Annotated in this window: 15 protein-coding genes; 11 read left to right on the plus strand and 4 right to left on the minus strand. The window is 31.9% G+C overall.

Annotation, left to right across the window (positions count from 1 at the left end; genetic code table 11):
• Positions 1-232 precede the first annotated feature (232 nt).
• Entirely contained in the window at positions 233-1963 is a 1731-nt protein-coding gene (locus B0A66_RS20725) for an FAD/NAD(P)-binding protein (protein WP_089051761.1), read from the minus strand.
• 428 nt (positions 1964-2391) lie between these two features.
• On the opposite strand from B0A66_RS20725, the gene B0A66_RS20730 reads away from it, so the two are divergent.
• The 10 genes from B0A66_RS20730 to B0A66_RS20775 all read left to right on the plus strand — a co-directional run bounded on the left by B0A66_RS20730 (position 2392) and on the right by B0A66_RS20775 (position 14036).
• Positions 2392-3375 (plus strand): SDR family NAD(P)-dependent oxidoreductase, encoded by a 984-nt coding sequence (locus B0A66_RS20730; RefSeq protein WP_089051762.1) that lies wholly within the window; start codon positions 2392-2394, stop codon positions 3373-3375.
• Positions 3376-3565: 190 nt separating this feature from the next.
• On the plus strand, positions 3566-3973 hold the full coding sequence (locus B0A66_RS20735) for a helix-turn-helix domain-containing protein (RefSeq protein WP_089051763.1): 408 nt from the start codon (positions 3566-3568) through the stop codon (positions 3971-3973).
• Positions 3974-4275: 302 nt separating this feature from the next.
• Positions 4276-5391: a hypothetical protein gene (locus B0A66_RS20740; protein ID WP_089051764.1), complete on the plus strand. Its 1116-nt coding sequence runs from the start codon at positions 4276-4278 to the stop codon at positions 5389-5391.
• A gap of 27 nt (positions 5392-5418) precedes the next feature.
• Positions 5419-5910, plus strand: a complete 492-nt coding sequence (locus tag B0A66_RS20745; protein ID WP_089051765.1) for a DUF4280 domain-containing protein — start codon at positions 5419-5421, stop codon at positions 5908-5910.
• A 4-nt stretch (positions 5911-5914) separates the two neighbouring features.
• Positions 5915-8881: a hypothetical protein gene (locus B0A66_RS20750; RefSeq protein WP_089051766.1), complete on the plus strand. Its 2967-nt coding sequence runs from the start codon at positions 5915-5917 to the stop codon at positions 8879-8881.
• Between the two features lie 11 nt (positions 8882-8892).
• Complete coding sequence (locus tag B0A66_RS20755; protein ID WP_089051767.1) at positions 8893-9942, plus strand: hypothetical protein; 1050 nt, start codon at positions 8893-8895, stop codon at positions 9940-9942.
• Complete coding sequence (locus B0A66_RS20760) at positions 9939-10880, plus strand: hypothetical protein (RefSeq protein ID WP_089051768.1); 942 nt, start codon at positions 9939-9941, stop codon at positions 10878-10880. Before B0A66_RS20755 ends, B0A66_RS20760 begins: the two co-directional genes overlap by 4 nt.
• 100 nt (positions 10881-10980) lie before the next feature.
• Positions 10981-11853, plus strand: coding sequence for a hypothetical protein (locus B0A66_RS20765; protein WP_123868275.1), 873 nt, complete (start codon positions 10981-10983; stop codon positions 11851-11853).
• A gap of 103 nt (positions 11854-11956) precedes the next feature.
• Entirely contained in the window at positions 11957-12835 is an 879-nt protein-coding gene (locus B0A66_RS20770; RefSeq protein ID WP_123868276.1) for a hypothetical protein, read from the plus strand.
• Positions 12836-13097: 262 nt separating this feature from the next.
• Entirely contained in the window at positions 13098-14036 is a 939-nt protein-coding gene (locus B0A66_RS20775) for a hypothetical protein (protein WP_089051771.1), read from the plus strand.
• 179 nt (positions 14037-14215) lie between these two features.
• Here the strand turns inward: B0A66_RS20775 and B0A66_RS20780 are convergent, their stop codons facing one another.
• Complete coding sequence (locus B0A66_RS20780) at positions 14216-14695, minus strand: DUF1203 domain-containing protein (RefSeq protein ID WP_089051772.1); 480 nt, start codon at positions 14693-14695, stop codon at positions 14216-14218.
• Between the two features lie 224 nt (positions 14696-14919).
• On the opposite strand from B0A66_RS20780, the gene B0A66_RS20785 reads away from it, so the two are divergent.
• On the plus strand, positions 14920-15441 hold the full coding sequence (locus B0A66_RS20785) for a hypothetical protein (protein WP_123868277.1): 522 nt from the start codon (positions 14920-14922) through the stop codon (positions 15439-15441).
• Positions 15442-15682: 241 nt separating this feature from the next.
• Here B0A66_RS20785 and B0A66_RS20795 read toward each other — a convergent pair whose 3' ends face one another.
• Complete coding sequence (locus B0A66_RS20795) at positions 15683-16399, minus strand: FAD-binding oxidoreductase (protein ID WP_089051775.1); 717 nt, start codon at positions 16397-16399, stop codon at positions 15683-15685.
• 75 nt (positions 16400-16474) lie between these two features.
• The gene (locus tag B0A66_RS20800; RefSeq protein WP_089051776.1) at positions 16475-17353 is read right to left on the minus strand and encodes a helix-turn-helix domain-containing protein; all 879 of its coding nucleotides are present in this window, start codon (positions 17351-17353) and stop codon (positions 16475-16477) included.
• Positions 17354-17634 lie beyond the last annotated feature (281 nt).

The following is a 17634-nucleotide window of genomic DNA, read 5'->3' on the forward strand; positions in this document are numbered from 1 at the left end:
GAATCGATTTGTAGTTGAAGGATTACTTAAAAAAGAGGTAAAGTTGATCCCTTTTTTGCGAGTAAAAGCTAAGAAAGCATCTTCTAAAGCTGCAAAAAATGGTTTGCAAATTGTAAAGTAACCATCACAAAAAAATCCCATTTCTAACGAAACAGGATTTTTTTGCTTTTATAAATGTTTAGTATATTTTTTTAATTTTTAATTAAATTATTAATTTCAATGTAAGAAGCATCTACAAACTAGAAGTTCCTAAAATATCCTTTACTATTAACAGAGAAGCCGCTTCGCAAAAATCCAGACCAGAATAATCCGGATTTAGACCACCAATATAAGGCACGGCCATGATGTATAAATTTTTATTGTAAGCGCCATATTGGTCTATAATTTGAAAATTGTCGTTTATAGCTATTCCTGATACTTTTAGAAAAAAGTCTCCGTGCTCATCTTGATCCACTTTATCGGGATCTGCTGTAAATGCAGTTTGTCCTGCCTCTGATGTTTTAAATTTTAAACGCGCCGGACTAATTGCTCTATGATTCAGCAGACTCTTGAACGGGAAATCTTCATAGGATAAATGCGGCTGTCCAACACAATCTACAAATGTTTTATAGTAGTCTGAACGATCATTATTGTCACCATCTTTAAAATTGTACAAAACTCCTCCTCCATGCTGCGGTTCAACCGTACTGTCATCACCAACTGGAACCAGGTCTAATACACCCGCTTGGTGAAGAGCCAGTAATTCTTCGCATGATTTCTGGGGAACAAATGCTATAACTATTGAAATAAGAGGCATTAACACTTTTTGAAGTCGCTGCATATCTTCTGCCGAAAAATATTTAGCGGGATGATTCATTGCAAAGCTTAAAACAGCCAGCATTTCTTTCCAGTAAATTGATTCTTGCCTTTTAATAGATTTCTCGGCCTGTACATATTCGGCTTTTAGAAGCTGAAAAGGATCAAGTCGTTCTCGCAGTTCCATCATATCAGTTACAAAATCTTCAATTGAAAAATCTTTGATCCGCTGATAAAATTCCGGATCTTTCTCTCGAAATATTGCTTTAAAATCCTTTTCAAAAATAAAATCAAGTGATAAAAATCCATTATTACTTTTTCTGTGCTGCTCAATTTCTTCCTTAACCAATAAAGAGCTATTAGAAAGATGCGAATCTTCTAAGTGAAAACGAACCGCGGGAAGCATACCGCTTCTGGAATGCATCATTATCTTAAAATCAGCACTTTCCGGATTTAATTTGAAATGTAAAGTATCATCAGCTCCTTTTTCAAATAAACCGTTGTTTCTTGCCAGCGTTCTTATGGCATCAATAGCCGTTAAGGACGAACCTTTCACTGCAATGGGATGGTTAAAATGCTTTGCCAATTTTACAGGCGGATATGGTGCATCATAATAGCCCGGAACCTTTCCTTCATACCGAATTGGCCAGTTATGACCGGTGCAGATAACAGCATAGTCAAATTCATGTATATCTCGGTTTGTAGTTTCAACTTTTACTGCCTCCTTTTTTATATCATAACTAACATCAGTAACGGTACTCTCAAAATGTACGGTGGTGCTAATATTAGCTTCCATTCCTGTTTTGCGTAAAATGTCGAACTGTGCACTAAGATAACTTCCGAATAAAAGTCTTGGTACAACTTTATATTCATTAAATTCATCCGGTTTAATATTAAATGTTTGCAGTAAGTCCGCAGGCGCGCTATAGATCCATTCCGACATAGTAGATGCTATATGCGGTACTTCATTATCCGATACATTCGTAATGTGCTCTACATTAGAACCTTCGGCGCTGTATGGCATTCCGGAACCAAGCTCTTTTTTTCTCTCAAAAATGGTGACCTCAAAATCATTAGAACCAGACTCTACCAATCTTTTATAAACAAAAAGTCCGCTTGGACCTCCTCCTAAAATTGCGATGCGTTTTTTAGTATTTTTGATATCCATTTCGTTTTTGATTTATATATAATTTTTAAAAATTCAATCTGTTTTTAAAATTGTAGGATGCTGAAAATAATTACTTCTATTTTATACAAATGTCTACAATGATTTGTTCCCTTATTTATATCATTCAAAGGGGAAATTATATAATTAAGGTTATGTCTTGACCAAAATGACTAAACACTAAAAAAATCATCTCGCCAACATTCCATTTTTTTTGATCGTATTTCACGAATAGCATAAGCTTTAACTGGAAATCCTATAAACTGCTAATACACAACATGTAATGAATTCGAGATATTCTTTTATAATTTTAATAGCGGTTTGATACCTCAATAACTTTTTACAATCACGGTGCATTCTACTGCCGCTATTTCTATTCGGCAGCTGTAATTTTTACCAACTGATACTTCAATATTATAAAAACGAGAAAGATGAAAAATAATAAAATACTTAAAAATAGCCTCATAGGAAAGAATGTTGTAATAACGGGTGCAAGCAGCGGTGTTGGTAGAGCTGCAGCGGAAGCATTCGCAAGTGAGGGTTGCAATATTGTCGCAGTCGCCAGAGGTCATGAAGGCATTGATGATATCGTGCAATATTGTCGTGGATTAAATGTTCAGGCTATCGGTGTTTACGCTGATATGTCTGTTGCCGAAGATGTTGAGAAAGTAGCTTCAGAAGCGCTTACCATGTTCGGAAAAATTGATATTTGGGTTAATAATGCCGGTGTAATGGCCAGCGGTAAATTTGAAGAAATTCCTTTAGAAATTCATCAACAGGTCATTGGAACCAATTTGTTTGGCTATATGTACGGAGCATTTAATGCTATCAAAAAATTTAAAGATCAGAATCACGGTATTTTAATAAACAATGTTTCCATAGGCGGATTTATGCCAGCTCCATTTAGTGCTGTATATTCCGCTACGAAATTTGGAATCAGAGGTATGATGGAATGCCTTCAGGGCGAAGTATCTAATTATAAAGATATTCATATCTGTAATCTATATCCTCAGCTGCAAAATTCTACAGGAAATCTTCATTCAGCCAAATATTCTGGTTTCGATATGACGATTCCTTTTATAGCATCTGATCCTCGTGAAACCGCAGCTAAGATGGTAGATTTGGCAAAACATCCTAAAAAAGATTTATTCCCAGATTTTCGCGCTGCGGCCATTACAAATCTGTATCGATTATTTCCAAAAACGATCATTAATACAGCATCAGCTGCCGTTAGAACAAAAATGGAACTTAACAATAGTCCAATAGATAATCCCGGAAATGTTTTAACACAATCCAAAGAACCGTTGCGTGTATACGGAAACCCTCCTTCAAAAAATTCTCATAGTCTTGGTTTAGCTGTACTTGCCGGACTAAGTGTCGGTGTTGGATTAGCCTTATTGAGTAAAAAGTTTTAAACTTTGATAAAATAAATCCATCCTGACAAAGCAGATAGTATAACAGAAAACATTGAACTAAAACATAAATAAAACGGGGTAAAATATCTGATAAAAGGATATTTTACAGGATATTTTTTTATCTTTGAAATTCAGGATTTTTAAGCAGAATCGCTTTATATTTGAGGCTTTAGTAAAATTGATATTCATTATGGAACAGAAAATACATCAGGGAAGAAACGTAAAACGCTTCAGAGAAATGCTTGGCATAAAACAAGAATCATTGGCCTTTGATCTGGGAAATGAATGGAATCAGAAGAAAATTTCTATGTTAGAGCAAAAAGATGTAATTGAAGTTGATTTATTGGATCAAATCTCACAGGCATTAAAAATTCCTGTAGAAGCTTTTCAGAATTTTGATGAGGAACAAGCTGTGAATATTATTGCTAACACTTTTCATGAAGGAGCAATTGCTAACAATTCCGGATATGTCAATTGTACTTTTAATCCGATTGATAAAATTGTACAAATACATGAAGAAAAGATTGCGTTATACGAGCGTATGCTGAAAGAAAAAGATGAAATAATGGTGAGAATTGAAAAATTAATCAAAAAATAATCATCTATAGAGATATAACCAAAAAAGAGACTTTCGAGTCTCTTTTTGATTTTGTAGGTATTATGAGTGCGAAGTTAGGAGACGTTTGCACAGATTTTTATAATAACTTTTTGGTGTAGCAGGTTCACAAAAATTAAAATCCCATTTCTTTCAATTTGGATTTTTTTTATGTTTCTACAATTTGTGCAACTGCTTTTTTGGCTACGAAATTTGTTGTTAAATTTTAAACTTAACACTTGTTTTGTTTGAAAACAAAAACCTACATTTACCGTCGAAAAAATAACAAACCTTTTCCTAAGTAAATGTCTGATTCAGAGAAAATATATTTTTATAATAACCGAGAGTTAAAACATACTACTTTTCATGAAGCCAGAAAATACGGATACCGCTATCAGGACTTTGAGAATGAAAAACTTATTAAAGAAGTTCACTACGAAGTTGAGATAAACTGTAGAACGCGCAATACCTATAATGATTTTGTTTACGAAATAAACCGAAAACAAGTTTACATTAACAATCAGGAACCAGATCTTCTGGTAGAGCAAATGCTGGACAAATGCTCAAAAGCACTTTTTCCCATAAAAATTATACCTGCCGCAGATGGTACGCTATATGAAATAGACAATCATGATGAAATTGTAAAACGATGGGAATCTTTAAAAAATCAACTAGCCTCCTATTATTACAGTGAGGTTGCTTACAAAATACTCAACAAAGTACAAAAACTTATTTTAAACAAACAGGAACTCGAAAAGTCGTTAAATCAAGATTGGTTTTTCCACTTGCATTTTTCTCCACTCTATATCGAATATCCTCTCGAAAAAGCACAGACCTACAATTGGAAATCACCCATTTTTGGCAATCAGTCTATTGCTTATAAAACAGATCATACTATTGTAGAAAATTACACCGCTACCAATAAAATAATTATTTATGCCAAAGGCAAAAGTACTGATGAACGGTCTATTGATGAAGTTGTACAAGGTATTGATTACCCGCAGGCAAAACTAATAGGTAAACCTTACACCACTTTAGAATCAGAAATGGAAGTACAATACAAGCTCTATGGCGAGGACAGATCGCTATTTTCGATCATTGCTACTTACACTACTAAGATAAGTGAATCTAAAAATAAAATACAAAAAATAGGATTGTACCATTTGGTTGAAGATGAAGATTTCAGACCTAATTCTGACATTAAATCGCGAAGAGCACAGGAACAGTTTCAGAATTTTCAAACTATGGGAGATGAAGATATAATAGATTTAAGTAAAAGACTTAGAAATGATATTCCTCATCCTCAAACCGATACAATTAAGAAGTCGCAGGAAACAATAAGTCTATTTGTAGACGAAATACCAACTGTGCAAAGAAAAAATTCTTTAGAGAAATTCTTAGGCATGTTTAAAAAGAAATAAATAATTAAATACCTAAATAAATTTATTATGGCCGAAAAACATTATGTTGTACAAGGAGCAACTTGTCAGTGCAAATTGAGTAAAGATACCAGTGCTACTGATATCCTACAAGTCAAAACGCAATCTAAGCACTATGCCAATGATAAAGATGGTGCCGATAAACTTATTGCTACCGATAAGGAAATTGGACAAACCTTTAAAAAAAATACGTTTGGTCAATGCAAAAATCAACCTGCGGGAAGTGACTTTTTGCCTTGCATGGTACAAATTACAAAATGGAGCGATCCGTATGATAAAGTAACGCTTTCTAATCAGGGAAAACCTTTGCTTGAAACCAGTAAAGCTTCCTGCGCTATGGGTACACCGGATTCTATTATTATAAAAGATCATGGACAGGTTGCAGAAGTTTCTAAAAAAAATGTAGAGAATACAGATAGTGAAGTAAATGCACAACTATTTCCGGGAATAGACGTGAGTAATTTGGAAAGAATAAATACACAACTACCAATTAAAGCTTAGTATTATGTCAAAACTTAAATTAAAAGTTAATCCTGGAATCAATGATATTTACAATCCTAATAATTCATATATTAAAATTGAAAATTCAAAATCAAATGTAAAGGATAAATCCGGCAATAATAATCCTATAGTTCATGCTGTAATAGAAAACTGGAATGAATTAACAGAGGCTGAAAAAAAAGACACAGTCTGGATATGGAACTTAGTTGAGCAAAAGTTATCTTTTTTAGATAGCGACTATAATAAATTTATCGGTAAAGGTTACTCGGGAGGAATTTTTCAACTTCCAACAGTATACAGTGGTAATGCTGTTGCTTGGTTAGAACCTTACATACATGGTGTTACCTCTCCAACCGGAAGTCCACGAAATGGTCTTTTTGTATCTGGAAAAACAACTCCAAAAGTAGTAGGTTATGAATGGCGCGAATATTCATCAGGCAATAATGGAGCTATCATAAAGGGAGATATTAAATATGGAGAAACGATCCAACTGCATATCTACACAGAAGGACTATACGGTGATGAAATACAAATTGATCTTTATGATGTACAATTTAAAGATGAGGATTTGCCTTTATTTGAAAAAGATAATGGCGTATATCAAAATGTACCTAGACCTAAAAAGGAAATTAATAAAGAAAACGCACCTATATCCCACAAGACATTAACTAGAGAAGTAAAAGTCCACGACGATTTGCAGGACCGAGTTATTGACTGTGAATTGTACATCTTAAATATAACAGATGAAAACAACATTAAAACCACAAAAAAATCAGTACAAAAGTGCGTTGTAGACATTTATGTAGATCCTATTTGGGCTTTCTTTGTTAATAAAGAAAAAAATAATTCTCAAGGGACTGATAATTCTATTGAGATGAAAGCCTATATCTATACGGCAGTTAACAATCAATATTTAAGAATAAACAATACTGATAACCAACCCCTTGTTAAAATATTAGGTAAAACAAATGAAAAAACCGCTTTAGAGCCGGAAGGAAATAAAGTTGTAGTTGCAGGTACAATAGAAACCAATATTGCTAATTTTTTACCTTGTCGTTTTAGCAGAGCCGTTGGTAAATATGCAAGAGGTGAAGAAACAGTTGAAATCGAAATCTATAACATTCAAAACAATCTAAATTTAACCAAATTAGTTTTCCCATTAGTAGCGGGTATAAAAGAAGCCCGAAAAGATTTTACAATAGAATTAGAGGGGTTACAAACCAAAGAATGTATTTTCGCGGATGATCCGGAAAAAACGCATACCGGCCATGTAATTGATATTTCTAAAATTGAAAAATTAATTGAAAACGGTAAAGGCAAAAGAAGCGAAAAATGGAGAGCAGCAGAATATAAAAGTAATAGTGTTTCAAAAGAAAACCCAAATGTAGAAGCTGAAAATCATGGATCAGATGAAAGTACTATTACAAACAATTTTAAATTTATAAATGGTATTTCATCTCTAAAAGCTCAATCCTCTTTTAAAGTTTTAGAAGAACACAAGCCTTTCGTTTTGCAGCCTCCAACAGATGAAAAACTAGAATTACAGGTGGGATATGACTTTAGTCATGGAAATACAATCAGCCCAATAAAAGGGCTATTAGCTACTTTATGGCCTAATAATGAAAATTTAGCACAAAGGTACCCCGTAAATTTACATACATGTTGTCCTAATATCCCCTTAGATATCATGGTTTATCCTGATACTAAGTGGACACTGCAATTAGCATTTAATTACGATGGTGAAGAGTTTAACAAATTACGAGATATTTATCATGACAAATGGAAACTTAAAGAACTCGAAGCAAAAGATGATTTAAAAAAAATAAAAGGGCAATCGCAAAACCTTGATGATGATGAAAAAAAGAAACGAAAAAAATTAAGAGAAGCAAAAGCTAAAGCAAAAAAAGCTAAAGCTAAAGCAAAAAGAAAGCAATCCTACAGAAGCCAAGCTTCGCACATGATGAGTAAGACAACAAATGTAGGATTAATTGATTGTGAGTTTTCGCTCATGTGTGAGTTCGATCGTCCTCACCAAGCTTTAGAACTATCTTCAGGCATGCCGGAAATAACCGATTTCCTAAAGAAAGTAGGTGATGTAAAAGACCTTATCGAAAGTATTTTTAATGGTAAAAATGACAACACAACTAAAAATTCACCCAAAGGAAACAGTACAACAAGTGCCAGATCAAAAAGATTAAAAGATAATTTAAAGCTAAAAAATGCAAAGAAAAAAGAAAAAAGTAATTGGAGTTATGAGTTTATTCCTCCGAGCGTAGGAGTATCGGTAAGCTGGTATGCTGACCCTCCAAAAGATTTGTATACACCTGTTATGGGTACCATGATAGAAGGCGCTATAGATCTTGACCCGTTATTTGGCTTTGAAATTAAATACGATGCGTATCAATTGTTATACAAAATTAACCATCCTGCTGTATTAGCTGTTGTAGCGACCTTAGATATTTTAGATGAAGCCCTTGGAGATGATTTTAACATTAATCTTGATCTGATTATTACTTCAGAAATTAGCGGTTCGCTCAAAGGTACTATCAATACGGCTGAAGGAAGTAAATATACGGAACGATTAATGAAAGATGATGATGATTCTCCTTGTAAATTAGGTGGAAAAGTATTAATAAAATTAGTAGGGGATGTAAATGGGAATTTTGGAAACACAATTTTTGGTTTCATTAAAAGAACAGCCTATGCCAAACTAGAAGCTGAAATTATGTCTGGAATTTCAATAGAATGCGTCACTAAAGCTGATAAAGATGGTATTTATATTGAACCAGAGATTAAATTTGAAGGTTTTGTACTTAGTGCAAAAGTTGATGCTGGTATTGTTGATCCCCCTGTTGATGATACAGAACTATCAGAAGCAGACGGTCTTCATTATACCGCTGAAGGCAGAATTGTAATACTTGATCCATACGAATGGCAAACTGGGTGGAAACTTCCATTATTATCGATATAAAATGAAAAAAAATGAAAAAAAAGATTTTAACATTATTAATATTAAGCATCAGTTTAATAAGCTGTAATTCACAAGAAAAAAATATCATGACAGAAAATCCTTTATTGAAAAATATAAAAAAATACGACTTCGAACCTATCTATGATTTAAAAGTCGAAACCGTTTACAATTACGATATCTGGATAAATGATATACTCATATTAAGTAAACATAGTAATGATATGAGCTACAATAGTACTATTGCTACACCAACTATTTTAAAATCGGGTAAACAATCATTAAAAGTAAAAATTTACCCTTACAAACCGATAAAAAAAGAAGGAAATGAAGGAAATGAAGGAAATGAAGGTCTACCGCAGAAAAACTATCTAAAAAATGGTATAGAATTTAACCTTAAGCTTGAACAATCATCATGGATAAAAGGTGGCGGTGGCAGAGAAGAGCCTAAAGAAGTTTTAACTTACGAACTCCCGCTTTACGAAACGGATAGTAACGGAGAAACAAATTATAATAAACCTATTGACTATAGTACGCAAAGTGAACTTACAAAAGAATTTACTTTTATTGCCAAAGTTCCCTATGAATTAGAAGGTTGGGAAAATAGTGAAGACTTAACCAAAATAGATTCATTAGAGCTAAAAGAGAATGTATTAAAGTTTTATCAAAATTTTAGAAGTGCTTTCGAAAATGGAGATAGTGATGCGTATATCAATTATATCTCAAAAGCAGAATATCAAATGTTTCAATGTTATTATCCCCCATTATCACAAGCAAAAGAAAAAAGTAGAAAATGGATCGAATTTGCTTCAAAAGGAAAAGTTTTTGAACCTATAGAAAGTGGCAAATTACAATTTAGTGGTAATGGTAAAGTTGTTAGTATTAGAGGTGTAAAATCGTGGGATAAAAACGAAGGTGTTTTACGTTATCGATATACCAAAAATGGTTTTAATTATGTACTGGTTTTTGATATCTTTTTGCATAAACCAAAAGGCTCTAAAAACTTTGAAATTGTTTGGTACAATATGTTAGACAAAAACTTTTTTAAGAGGGAAGCAAAATGACAAATCTAAAATGGATGTCTTTTTCCCTTTTATTTTTTCTTGTGAGCAGTTACTCCCAAGAAAAAGTAGAAAAAATAATGAGTGCTGAATACAAAGACAAAATAAAAAATAATTATAAAAATGTTAAATCATATGATTATAATCCTATCTACCAAGTTCGCTATGAAAATTATAACTGTCCGATGGAACTATATGTCAATGATGTATTGGTTGTTTATTTAGCAGGAGATGGAAGATCAGCAGGTGAACAAATCGTACAAGTTCCTCAATATATACTTAAAACTGGACAACAATCTATTCGAGTAAAAATTTATCCTTTACTAGATAAAAATAGAAATTTCCAAAAATTTGTTTCTCGAGATGCTGAATTAAAAATTAGAATAACGCATCAAGATTATGAAAGAGAAAAAACTAATGAGTGCAAAGAAGTTTTTAAAGCTGAATTGCCTAAAATAGAACATGATCTTCCTTTTATAGAATTAAAAAGAGAATTTACCGCTACAGTACCGTATGAATTAGAAGGATGGAGCAAAGGAGTTGATTTGAGTGAAGAAAAGCCAGAAGAATTAGAAAAAGAAGTTAATGAAAGACTAAAAGAAGTTGCAGCTTTATACCGAAATAAAGATATTGGAGGCTTAGCTAAAGAACATTATAACAGAGTAAGAGAATTTGATCAGGCATATTATTTTAACACCAAAGAAAGTTCAGCATCGTGGGAAAGCGAAATACAAGAAGCGCTAAATGAATCAAAAAGTATCGAAGTACTAAGTGGCAAAATGAAATTAATGGCAAACGGGAAACTTGTTACGGTACTAATAAGCGATGGCGCTTTTAAAAATAAATCAATTATTCGAAGTGATGTTGGTGATTATTATGATTTTTACCCTCAATACTTCTATCGCCCTAGTCCCGGAGCAAAACTTGAAGTGATTAGATAAAATAAATATAATGCAATTAAATTATAAATTCTTCTGGTTTTTTAGTATGATGCTTATGCTACAAAGTAGTTGTGCACAAAACACTAAAAAACCAGAAAACATGAGTACTGAATACAGAGACAAGATCAAAAATATTTATAAAAATGTAAAATCATACGATTATAATCCTATCTATCAGATACGTTTTGATAAATATAACTGTCCTGTTGAATTTTATATTAACGATATACTAGTTATTTATTTGTCTGGTAGTGGTAAATCGGCAGGAGAGCAACATATTGAAATACCTCAATATATTCTTAAAAGTGGAATCCAAACTATTGCAGTAAAAATTTATCCTTTATTAGATAAGAATAAAAATTTTGAAAAATTTGTCTCTAGAGATGTCAAATTGAAATTAAGAATAGTATATGGCGACTATGAGAAAGAACTAAAAAATGGCGCTAAGAATTTCAAAGAAGTATTAAGTGCTGAATTACCTGAAATAGATCAAGACATACCTTTTATAGAATTAAAAAAAGAGTTTGATGCTATTGTACCATATGAATTGGAAGGATGGAGTAATGGTAACGATTTAAGCAAAGAAGACCCAGAAAAACTTGAGCAAGAAGTAAAAGAAAGAATTAAAGAAATTGCTGATTTTTACAAGAATAAAAACATTGAAGCATTAGCCAAAGAACAATATAATAGATCTAAAGAAATTGAACAATCTTTTTACATGAATAAAAAAGAAAAATCAGAAGAATTAATAAATGAATTACAAGAAGCGCTAAATGAATCAAAAAGTATTGAAATAATGGATGGTAAAATGAAATTAATGGCTAATGGTAAACTAGTGACCATACTTGTAAATGATGGTACTTTTAAAGATCAAGGTGTTATTAGAAGCAGAGTTGAAGGTGGATATTCTGATTTTTACCCTCAATACTTCTATCGCCCTAGTCCAGGAGCAAAGCTTGAAGTGATTCGATAAAATAAATATAATGCAATTAAATTATAAACTTTTCTGGTTTTTGAGTGTAGTGCTAATACTGCAAAACAGCTGTGCACAAAACAATCAAAATATAAATCAAAATATGAAAAAGTTAATAGAAAATCTAAAAAAATATGATTATGAACCAATATATCAAGTTAAGGTAAAAAGTAATTTATCGTATACAATCGCAATAAATGGCATTCCAATTCTTAATAAATATGAAGAAGATTTAATTTTTTCTGGAAACAATATCAATAATTGTATTCAAAAAAGCGGAGTACAGAAAATAGACATTAAAGTATTTCCTCCAATGAAAGAGGATGGTACTTTCGAAGATTATATTGGAAATAATTCATTTGAGCTAACTATTGAACAAACTGCATGGGATCGTAATGGTAATTTAGAAAAACCAAAAAACATCTCTACGTACCATTTACCAAAAATTGACTTATCCCATTTAAAAAATTATTCTTACACTCATGATTTTGAAGCTAATGTTCCTTATAAGCTAATAGATTGGAATGAAGGAGAAAAATTTGATCTTAAAGATAGCTTAAAATTAAAAGATCAGGTATTTCATTTTTATGAAAAATTAAAATATTACTTTGAGAATAAAGAAGGAGAGAATTATTCGAACAGTCTTCAGAAAGGACTATTTAATATATATCAAGCTAGTTACTACACTAAAAAACAGGCTTTAGACAACTATACTAACAAAATTGAATTCATCAATAATGAAGAGATTAGTTTATCGGCATTTGAAAATTATAAAGTTCAAATCTTAGGCAATAATAATAATTTAATAAGTTTAAAAAGAATAGATGGCTATAATATTGGCGAAGGAATTCTAAGAAGATACTATACCAAAAATAATGTCGAAAAAGTTCAGATTGATGATATAATTTTATACAAACCGAAAGGAAGTGAAGATTTTGAAGTAATATGGTACATGAATCAAATGAAAGGGGCTTCCATGTAAAACTTTATATTACTGCAACAATACAGTAATAGCTTTAGAAAGTTTATCAGGTCATAATAAAGGAAATTCAATGTTTTCATATCAGTTTATAAATAATTCCGGAGCAAAAGTTATTGAATGGAATAATTTATTTTTACATATCCCAAAAGGCTCAAAAGAATTAGAGATAATACGTTAAATGAAAATCATAAATAAGTTATACTACCTTTTCCTTCTATTTTTTCTTGTGAGCTGTAACTCACAAGAAAAAACAGAAAATATCATGAGTACTGAAGAAAGAATTACATATATATCAAGTAAAATAAAAAAATACAAGGATGAGCCTTTATATCAAATAGAAATTGAAACTTTAAACAATTTTGAAATTTTAATTAATGGCTTTCCTGTTTATACACACAATCATTTATTACCAGGCACAATAAAATTAAACATTAATCCAGCACTACTAAAAAGCGGCTCTCAAAATCTAGAAGTGAAGTTATATCCTAGATATAATTCACAAAACATTCAAAATGAATTTTTAAGTAATAAAGATTCATTTATTCTAAAAATGGAAAAGACTTCATGGAAGGACGGAAGTTTAGAAGAACCTGAACTTATTATAAATTATGAGCTCCCAAAATATAAAACTGATAATCATGGAGAACCTGACTACGAAAAACCTATTGATTACAGTAAACAGAATGAATTAATTAAAAATTTTAATTTCACAGCTAAAATACCATATGAATTAAAAGGATGGTCAGAAAGTGAAGATCTTAGTAAAGTAGATAAAGAAATTTTAATGAATAAGATTTCAAATTTTTATTATACAGCTATTGATGCTTTTAAAGCAAAAAATTATGATTATTTAAATACTTTATATTTAAATGCTGATATTGAATGGTATCAATCAGAATATTTTTCAAAAGAAACTATTAGGAAATTTCAATCAAAAGAAGGACGCAAAGGCAAATCAATATCAACGACAAAAGCAAATACGACTTTATATGAACAAAAAATGTTTTCCCAAAAAGATAGTAAATTAGAATTATATTGCGATAATAGAGTAATAAGACTTGTTCATTCATCAGGACCTAATAAAGGAAATTCAGCTTTTGGGTATGAAGACATTGACCAAAATGGAATGAAACGTGAAATTTTTATTGACCTCTTTTTACACATTCCAAAGGGCTCAAAAGAACTAGAAATAATACGTTAAACAAAAATCACTTTTTCCTTTTATTTTTCTTGTAAGTTGCAATTCACAAGAAAAACAAAACTATAAATATTGATTTCAAAGAAGAAAAGAACTTTTAGAATTCTTTTTAGTAGTAAAAAATCCCATTTCAAAATGGGATTTTTTTATGCATAATTGCTACTATTTTAAAAGTACACAACTTATACCCTTTCAATTTTACAAATAAAACAACAAGCTTCTGAATTTCTTGCGTGAAGATATTCCACATCGCTTTTTGTTTCGAAGATTTCAGCGATTAGCAAATCGATATCATGATCACCAACTAATTTCGTGAAAATCATTTTTTGTTCTTTGTTGTAGCCGATTAGTGATAACGGGAAATTTTCTTTGTCTGCTTTTATTTCTTTGGGGAAATTGTAAATATCCGAATACTCCTGTACTTCATTTTTGTGAATAAATATAGGTCCTGATTGATTAAAGGCGTTGTTTTCTGAAAACGGACTATAAGCAAAAACCAAACGAATATCCTGACCGACATTAAATGGTTTCAACGAAATTCGGCACGGTCCTTTTCCGGTTGCTAATTGCTCGTAAACCTTATTACCAAAATTATCAATATTTGTTTCCCGAATTTGGCTTACAAACGCTGCAGACAAAGGAACAATTTTAAATTTTTTCATGTTTTATATGTTTTAAATCTAAACAAATTTATACCGTGTCCCTGCTATTAAAAATCCGTTTCTTGCTCAATTTCGCCTCGATTCCCGACAGGATGGCTATAAAAAATAGTTGAAATTCTAATTGTATATTTTTTCATAAGACATTTATAATGTATAACTTAGTGTATATCTTTTTTTTTAAAATAAATTTTACTATTAAAATTAACATCAATAAAACGATTATAATGATGAGGTTTGGAATTTTTATAACAGCATTTCTATCTATACTAATAACTTCATGTAAATCATCCAAGGCAGCTGATTTTAAGGAATCGATGAATCAATTCGAACGCAGAGCCTTTGAGATTACGATTGGAAAAGAAGGTCCAGGAGAAAAAAAGCTTAACTGTCTGATAAAAGAGGATTACGAAGGAGCTTTAAAAGCTGTAGATCAACAGAGTAAAGAGTTTGATATGCTTATTACCGACATCAAAAAGCTTGCTACTCAAGACATTCCAAAAGGCGAATCCCTTAAAACTGCATCCTTTGAATATTATCAAGCCCTTAAAGAACTTCATGTATTTGATAGAAAAGAAATTGAGCAGCAAGCACTCCTGAAAACACTCAAAAACGATAAATTGAAGGACGGCCTGAACAACATTATGACACTGGCAAAACAAAAAAAGCTGCTTTATGACGCAGTATTTAAGAAGGAAGCGCTCCTTCATGCTGCCAATAAAAATTTTGAAACTGCTAATGGTCTTTGACAAAGAGCTTTGACTATTCTAGTTCTAAACACTCAAAATTACAGCTTTTCAAAAAAGCTATAATCTGCTCTGCTGTTACTTCGCTGCCTTCAACTCTTAAGATTTTATCGCAGTCTTCAAGATCGAAATTACATTTGGAATTCGGTGTGAGTGTACTGAGCTTTTGAATTATTCTTTCTGCCTGTCGCTCTGCACTGACAGAGGTTTTAAATACATATACCATACTGTTTTTTTTTAAACATCATAATCCCTCTTTTCCCTCAAGCCAGTACCCATGTGCGGTTAATTTACCCGAAATTTTACCTTTCAGCATCTTCCTAATTGCCTTGACAGATTTTGTATTACCTGCCAGAATAAAAGAAGCATTGTTCCAATTTCCAGTCTGTAAAACAGGCATATCGGCCAGCCATTCCGGATTTTGAAAAAAGCCATCTTTTGAAACTACAGTATAATTTTTGAAATTCAGGAGCTCCGGCACAGCTGTATTCTCTTTATCCAGTTCAAAATAAAATTGATATTCATGACCGTTTTTCTCTAAAACAGGAAGCAGCGAGCAGGCAAGCGCCAGTGCGGTTTCATCACCAAAAAACACATATTTTGATACCGATGGATCGTAATACTTTTGATTTTTCAGTATGCTTATATTGATTTTATGGCCTTTTTCTAATCCGCGCATATAATCACTTCCAGGATATCTTCCGTGCAAGTGGACGACAAAATCCATTATACCAGCTTTAGTGTCCGAATAGGCTGCGGTATATCTTCGGATTTCAGTATCACTTACTCTGATATCCATATGGGATCCGGGTTTAAATGCAAATTTTGTAAAATCTCCTTTGAATCGAATCTTCTTAACTCCTTGAGACAAATTCACTGTATCGATAACTTCCATTTTAGGAAGTTTTGGTAAAAACAGCTTATCAACGGTATCTAATAACCATTTTGGTGCTTTAGGCATAATCACATATTTTATTGCAGCAAAGAAACACAATGCGGTTAAGGAGCTGACGAATAAAAGACGGTAATTATTGGACTATTCGCGGAATTTATTTCGGAACGAAAGCGGTGTATCTCCCGATACTTTTTTAAACAATCTTGAGAAGTAGGTGTGATCTTCAAAACCTAAATTACCGGCAATAACTTTTACATCATTATTGGTGTAATAAAGTATTCGTTTAGCTTCCATCACAATTCTGTCTTGAAGCCAGTAGGTTACGGAATAACCGGTGCTTTTTTTCACGCAGTCATTTAAATGTGATGTAGTGATATTGAGTTTCTCAGCAAAAAAAGATGGCGGCTCCAATATGGAATAAGAAGTAATTAATTTTTGAAATTTTAAAGTTATAGCTCCCGCCTGAAGTACCTTTTGTTTTGGTTTGGCTGTAGCATCGGCAGCTAAATTTACTATTCGATAAACAAGTGAAAGGAAAAGTCCGTTTATAATCTGTTGCCTGTTTAGAAGCGCAGCCGTAAAAGATCTATGCAGAAGTGATGCCGTTTCAATGATATCCTGATCCTCAAAATCAGAAAGTTTAAAAATCTGTTCTTTGATCTGAAGATTCTGGAAAATATCATTACACTCATTGGGAATCAGAAAAGGTGCTGACGTAATAAAATAGCCTTCTGATTTTTCATCATAATTCTTCAGGGAATGAACCTGATAAGGCTTTACGATCATCAACGACATTTCTGAAATAGTTACTTCTTCCATATCAATAATGAAATCAACATGACCTTTGGTTAAGAGCGCGAAAACAAAATATTCATCACGATGTGTTTCAAAAGGATCTTCAGAAAGCTGGTAACTCTTGCGCATTTTTTCCTGATCTGCAAGAGGGAATTTTAATAAATCTATTCCTCCAACTGCTCCGGGGTTTTGCGAATGAACATATATTTTATTCTTTTTTTGCATAAACTTGAACGCTGCCAGATGAATTTAGATTTTATATACCGTAAATTTATTATTTCAATTGAAACTACCCAATTTTTTCACAGATCTGGGATCTGAAATTTAATAGTTATTAATTTATACTAGCCCATCATTTCGTTAATAAATTACTTTTATTCTTTTATTTCCCTTAACGTTTATTAAATTTATCCGGCAAATAACTAACTTATTTCTCAATAATTAGAAGCATATGGAACAATTAAAAGTATATTTTCAAACAAAACTTCAATTAACCGATGATTACT

The sequence above is a fragment of the Flavobacterium hercynium genome (genome assembly GCF_002217285.1).
Taxonomy (GTDB): Bacteria; Bacteroidota; Bacteroidia; order Flavobacteriales; family Flavobacteriaceae; genus Flavobacterium; species Flavobacterium hercynium.

Bases quoted from the DNA above. Each gene is read 5' to 3' on its own strand.
- B0A66_RS20730 (WP_089051762.1), top strand. From the start codon at position 2,392: ATGAAAAATAATAAAATACTTAAAAATAGCCTCATAGGAAAGAATGTT.
- B0A66_RS20765 (WP_123868275.1), top strand. From the start codon at position 10,981: ATGAGTACTGAATACAGAGACAAGATCAAAAATATTTATAAAAATGTA.
- B0A66_RS20795 (WP_089051775.1), bottom strand. From the start codon at position 16,399: ATGCCTAAAGCACCAAAATGGTTATTAGATACCGTTGATAAGCTGTTT.
- B0A66_RS20800 (WP_089051776.1), bottom strand. From the start codon at position 17,353: ATGCAAAAAAAGAATAAAATATATGTTCATTCGCAAAACCCCGGAGCA.
- B0A66_RS20770 (WP_123868276.1), top strand. From the start codon at position 11,957: ATGAAAAAGTTAATAGAAAATCTAAAAAAATATGATTATGAACCAATA.
- B0A66_RS20775 (WP_089051771.1), top strand. From the start codon at position 13,098: ATGAGTACTGAAGAAAGAATTACATATATATCAAGTAAAATAAAAAAA.
- B0A66_RS20740 (WP_089051764.1), top strand. From the start codon at position 4,276: ATGTCTGATTCAGAGAAAATATATTTTTATAATAACCGAGAGTTAAAA.
- B0A66_RS20755 (WP_089051767.1), top strand. From the start codon at position 8,893: ATGAAAAAAAAGATTTTAACATTATTAATATTAAGCATCAGTTTAATA.
- B0A66_RS20745 (WP_089051765.1), top strand. From the start codon at position 5,419: ATGGCCGAAAAACATTATGTTGTACAAGGAGCAACTTGTCAGTGCAAA.
- B0A66_RS20760 (WP_089051768.1), top strand. From the start codon at position 9,939: ATGACAAATCTAAAATGGATGTCTTTTTCCCTTTTATTTTTTCTTGTG.
- B0A66_RS20750 (WP_089051766.1), top strand. From the start codon at position 5,915: ATGTCAAAACTTAAATTAAAAGTTAATCCTGGAATCAATGATATTTAC.
- B0A66_RS20780 (WP_089051772.1), bottom strand. From the start codon at position 14,695: ATGAAAAAATTTAAAATTGTTCCTTTGTCTGCAGCGTTTGTAAGCCAA.
- B0A66_RS20725 (WP_089051761.1), bottom strand. From the start codon at position 1,963: ATGGATATCAAAAATACTAAAAAACGCATCGCAATTTTAGGAGGAGGT.
- B0A66_RS20735 (WP_089051763.1), top strand. From the start codon at position 3,566: ATGGAACAGAAAATACATCAGGGAAGAAACGTAAAACGCTTCAGAGAA.
- B0A66_RS20785 (WP_123868277.1), top strand. From the start codon at position 14,920: ATGATGAGGTTTGGAATTTTTATAACAGCATTTCTATCTATACTAATA.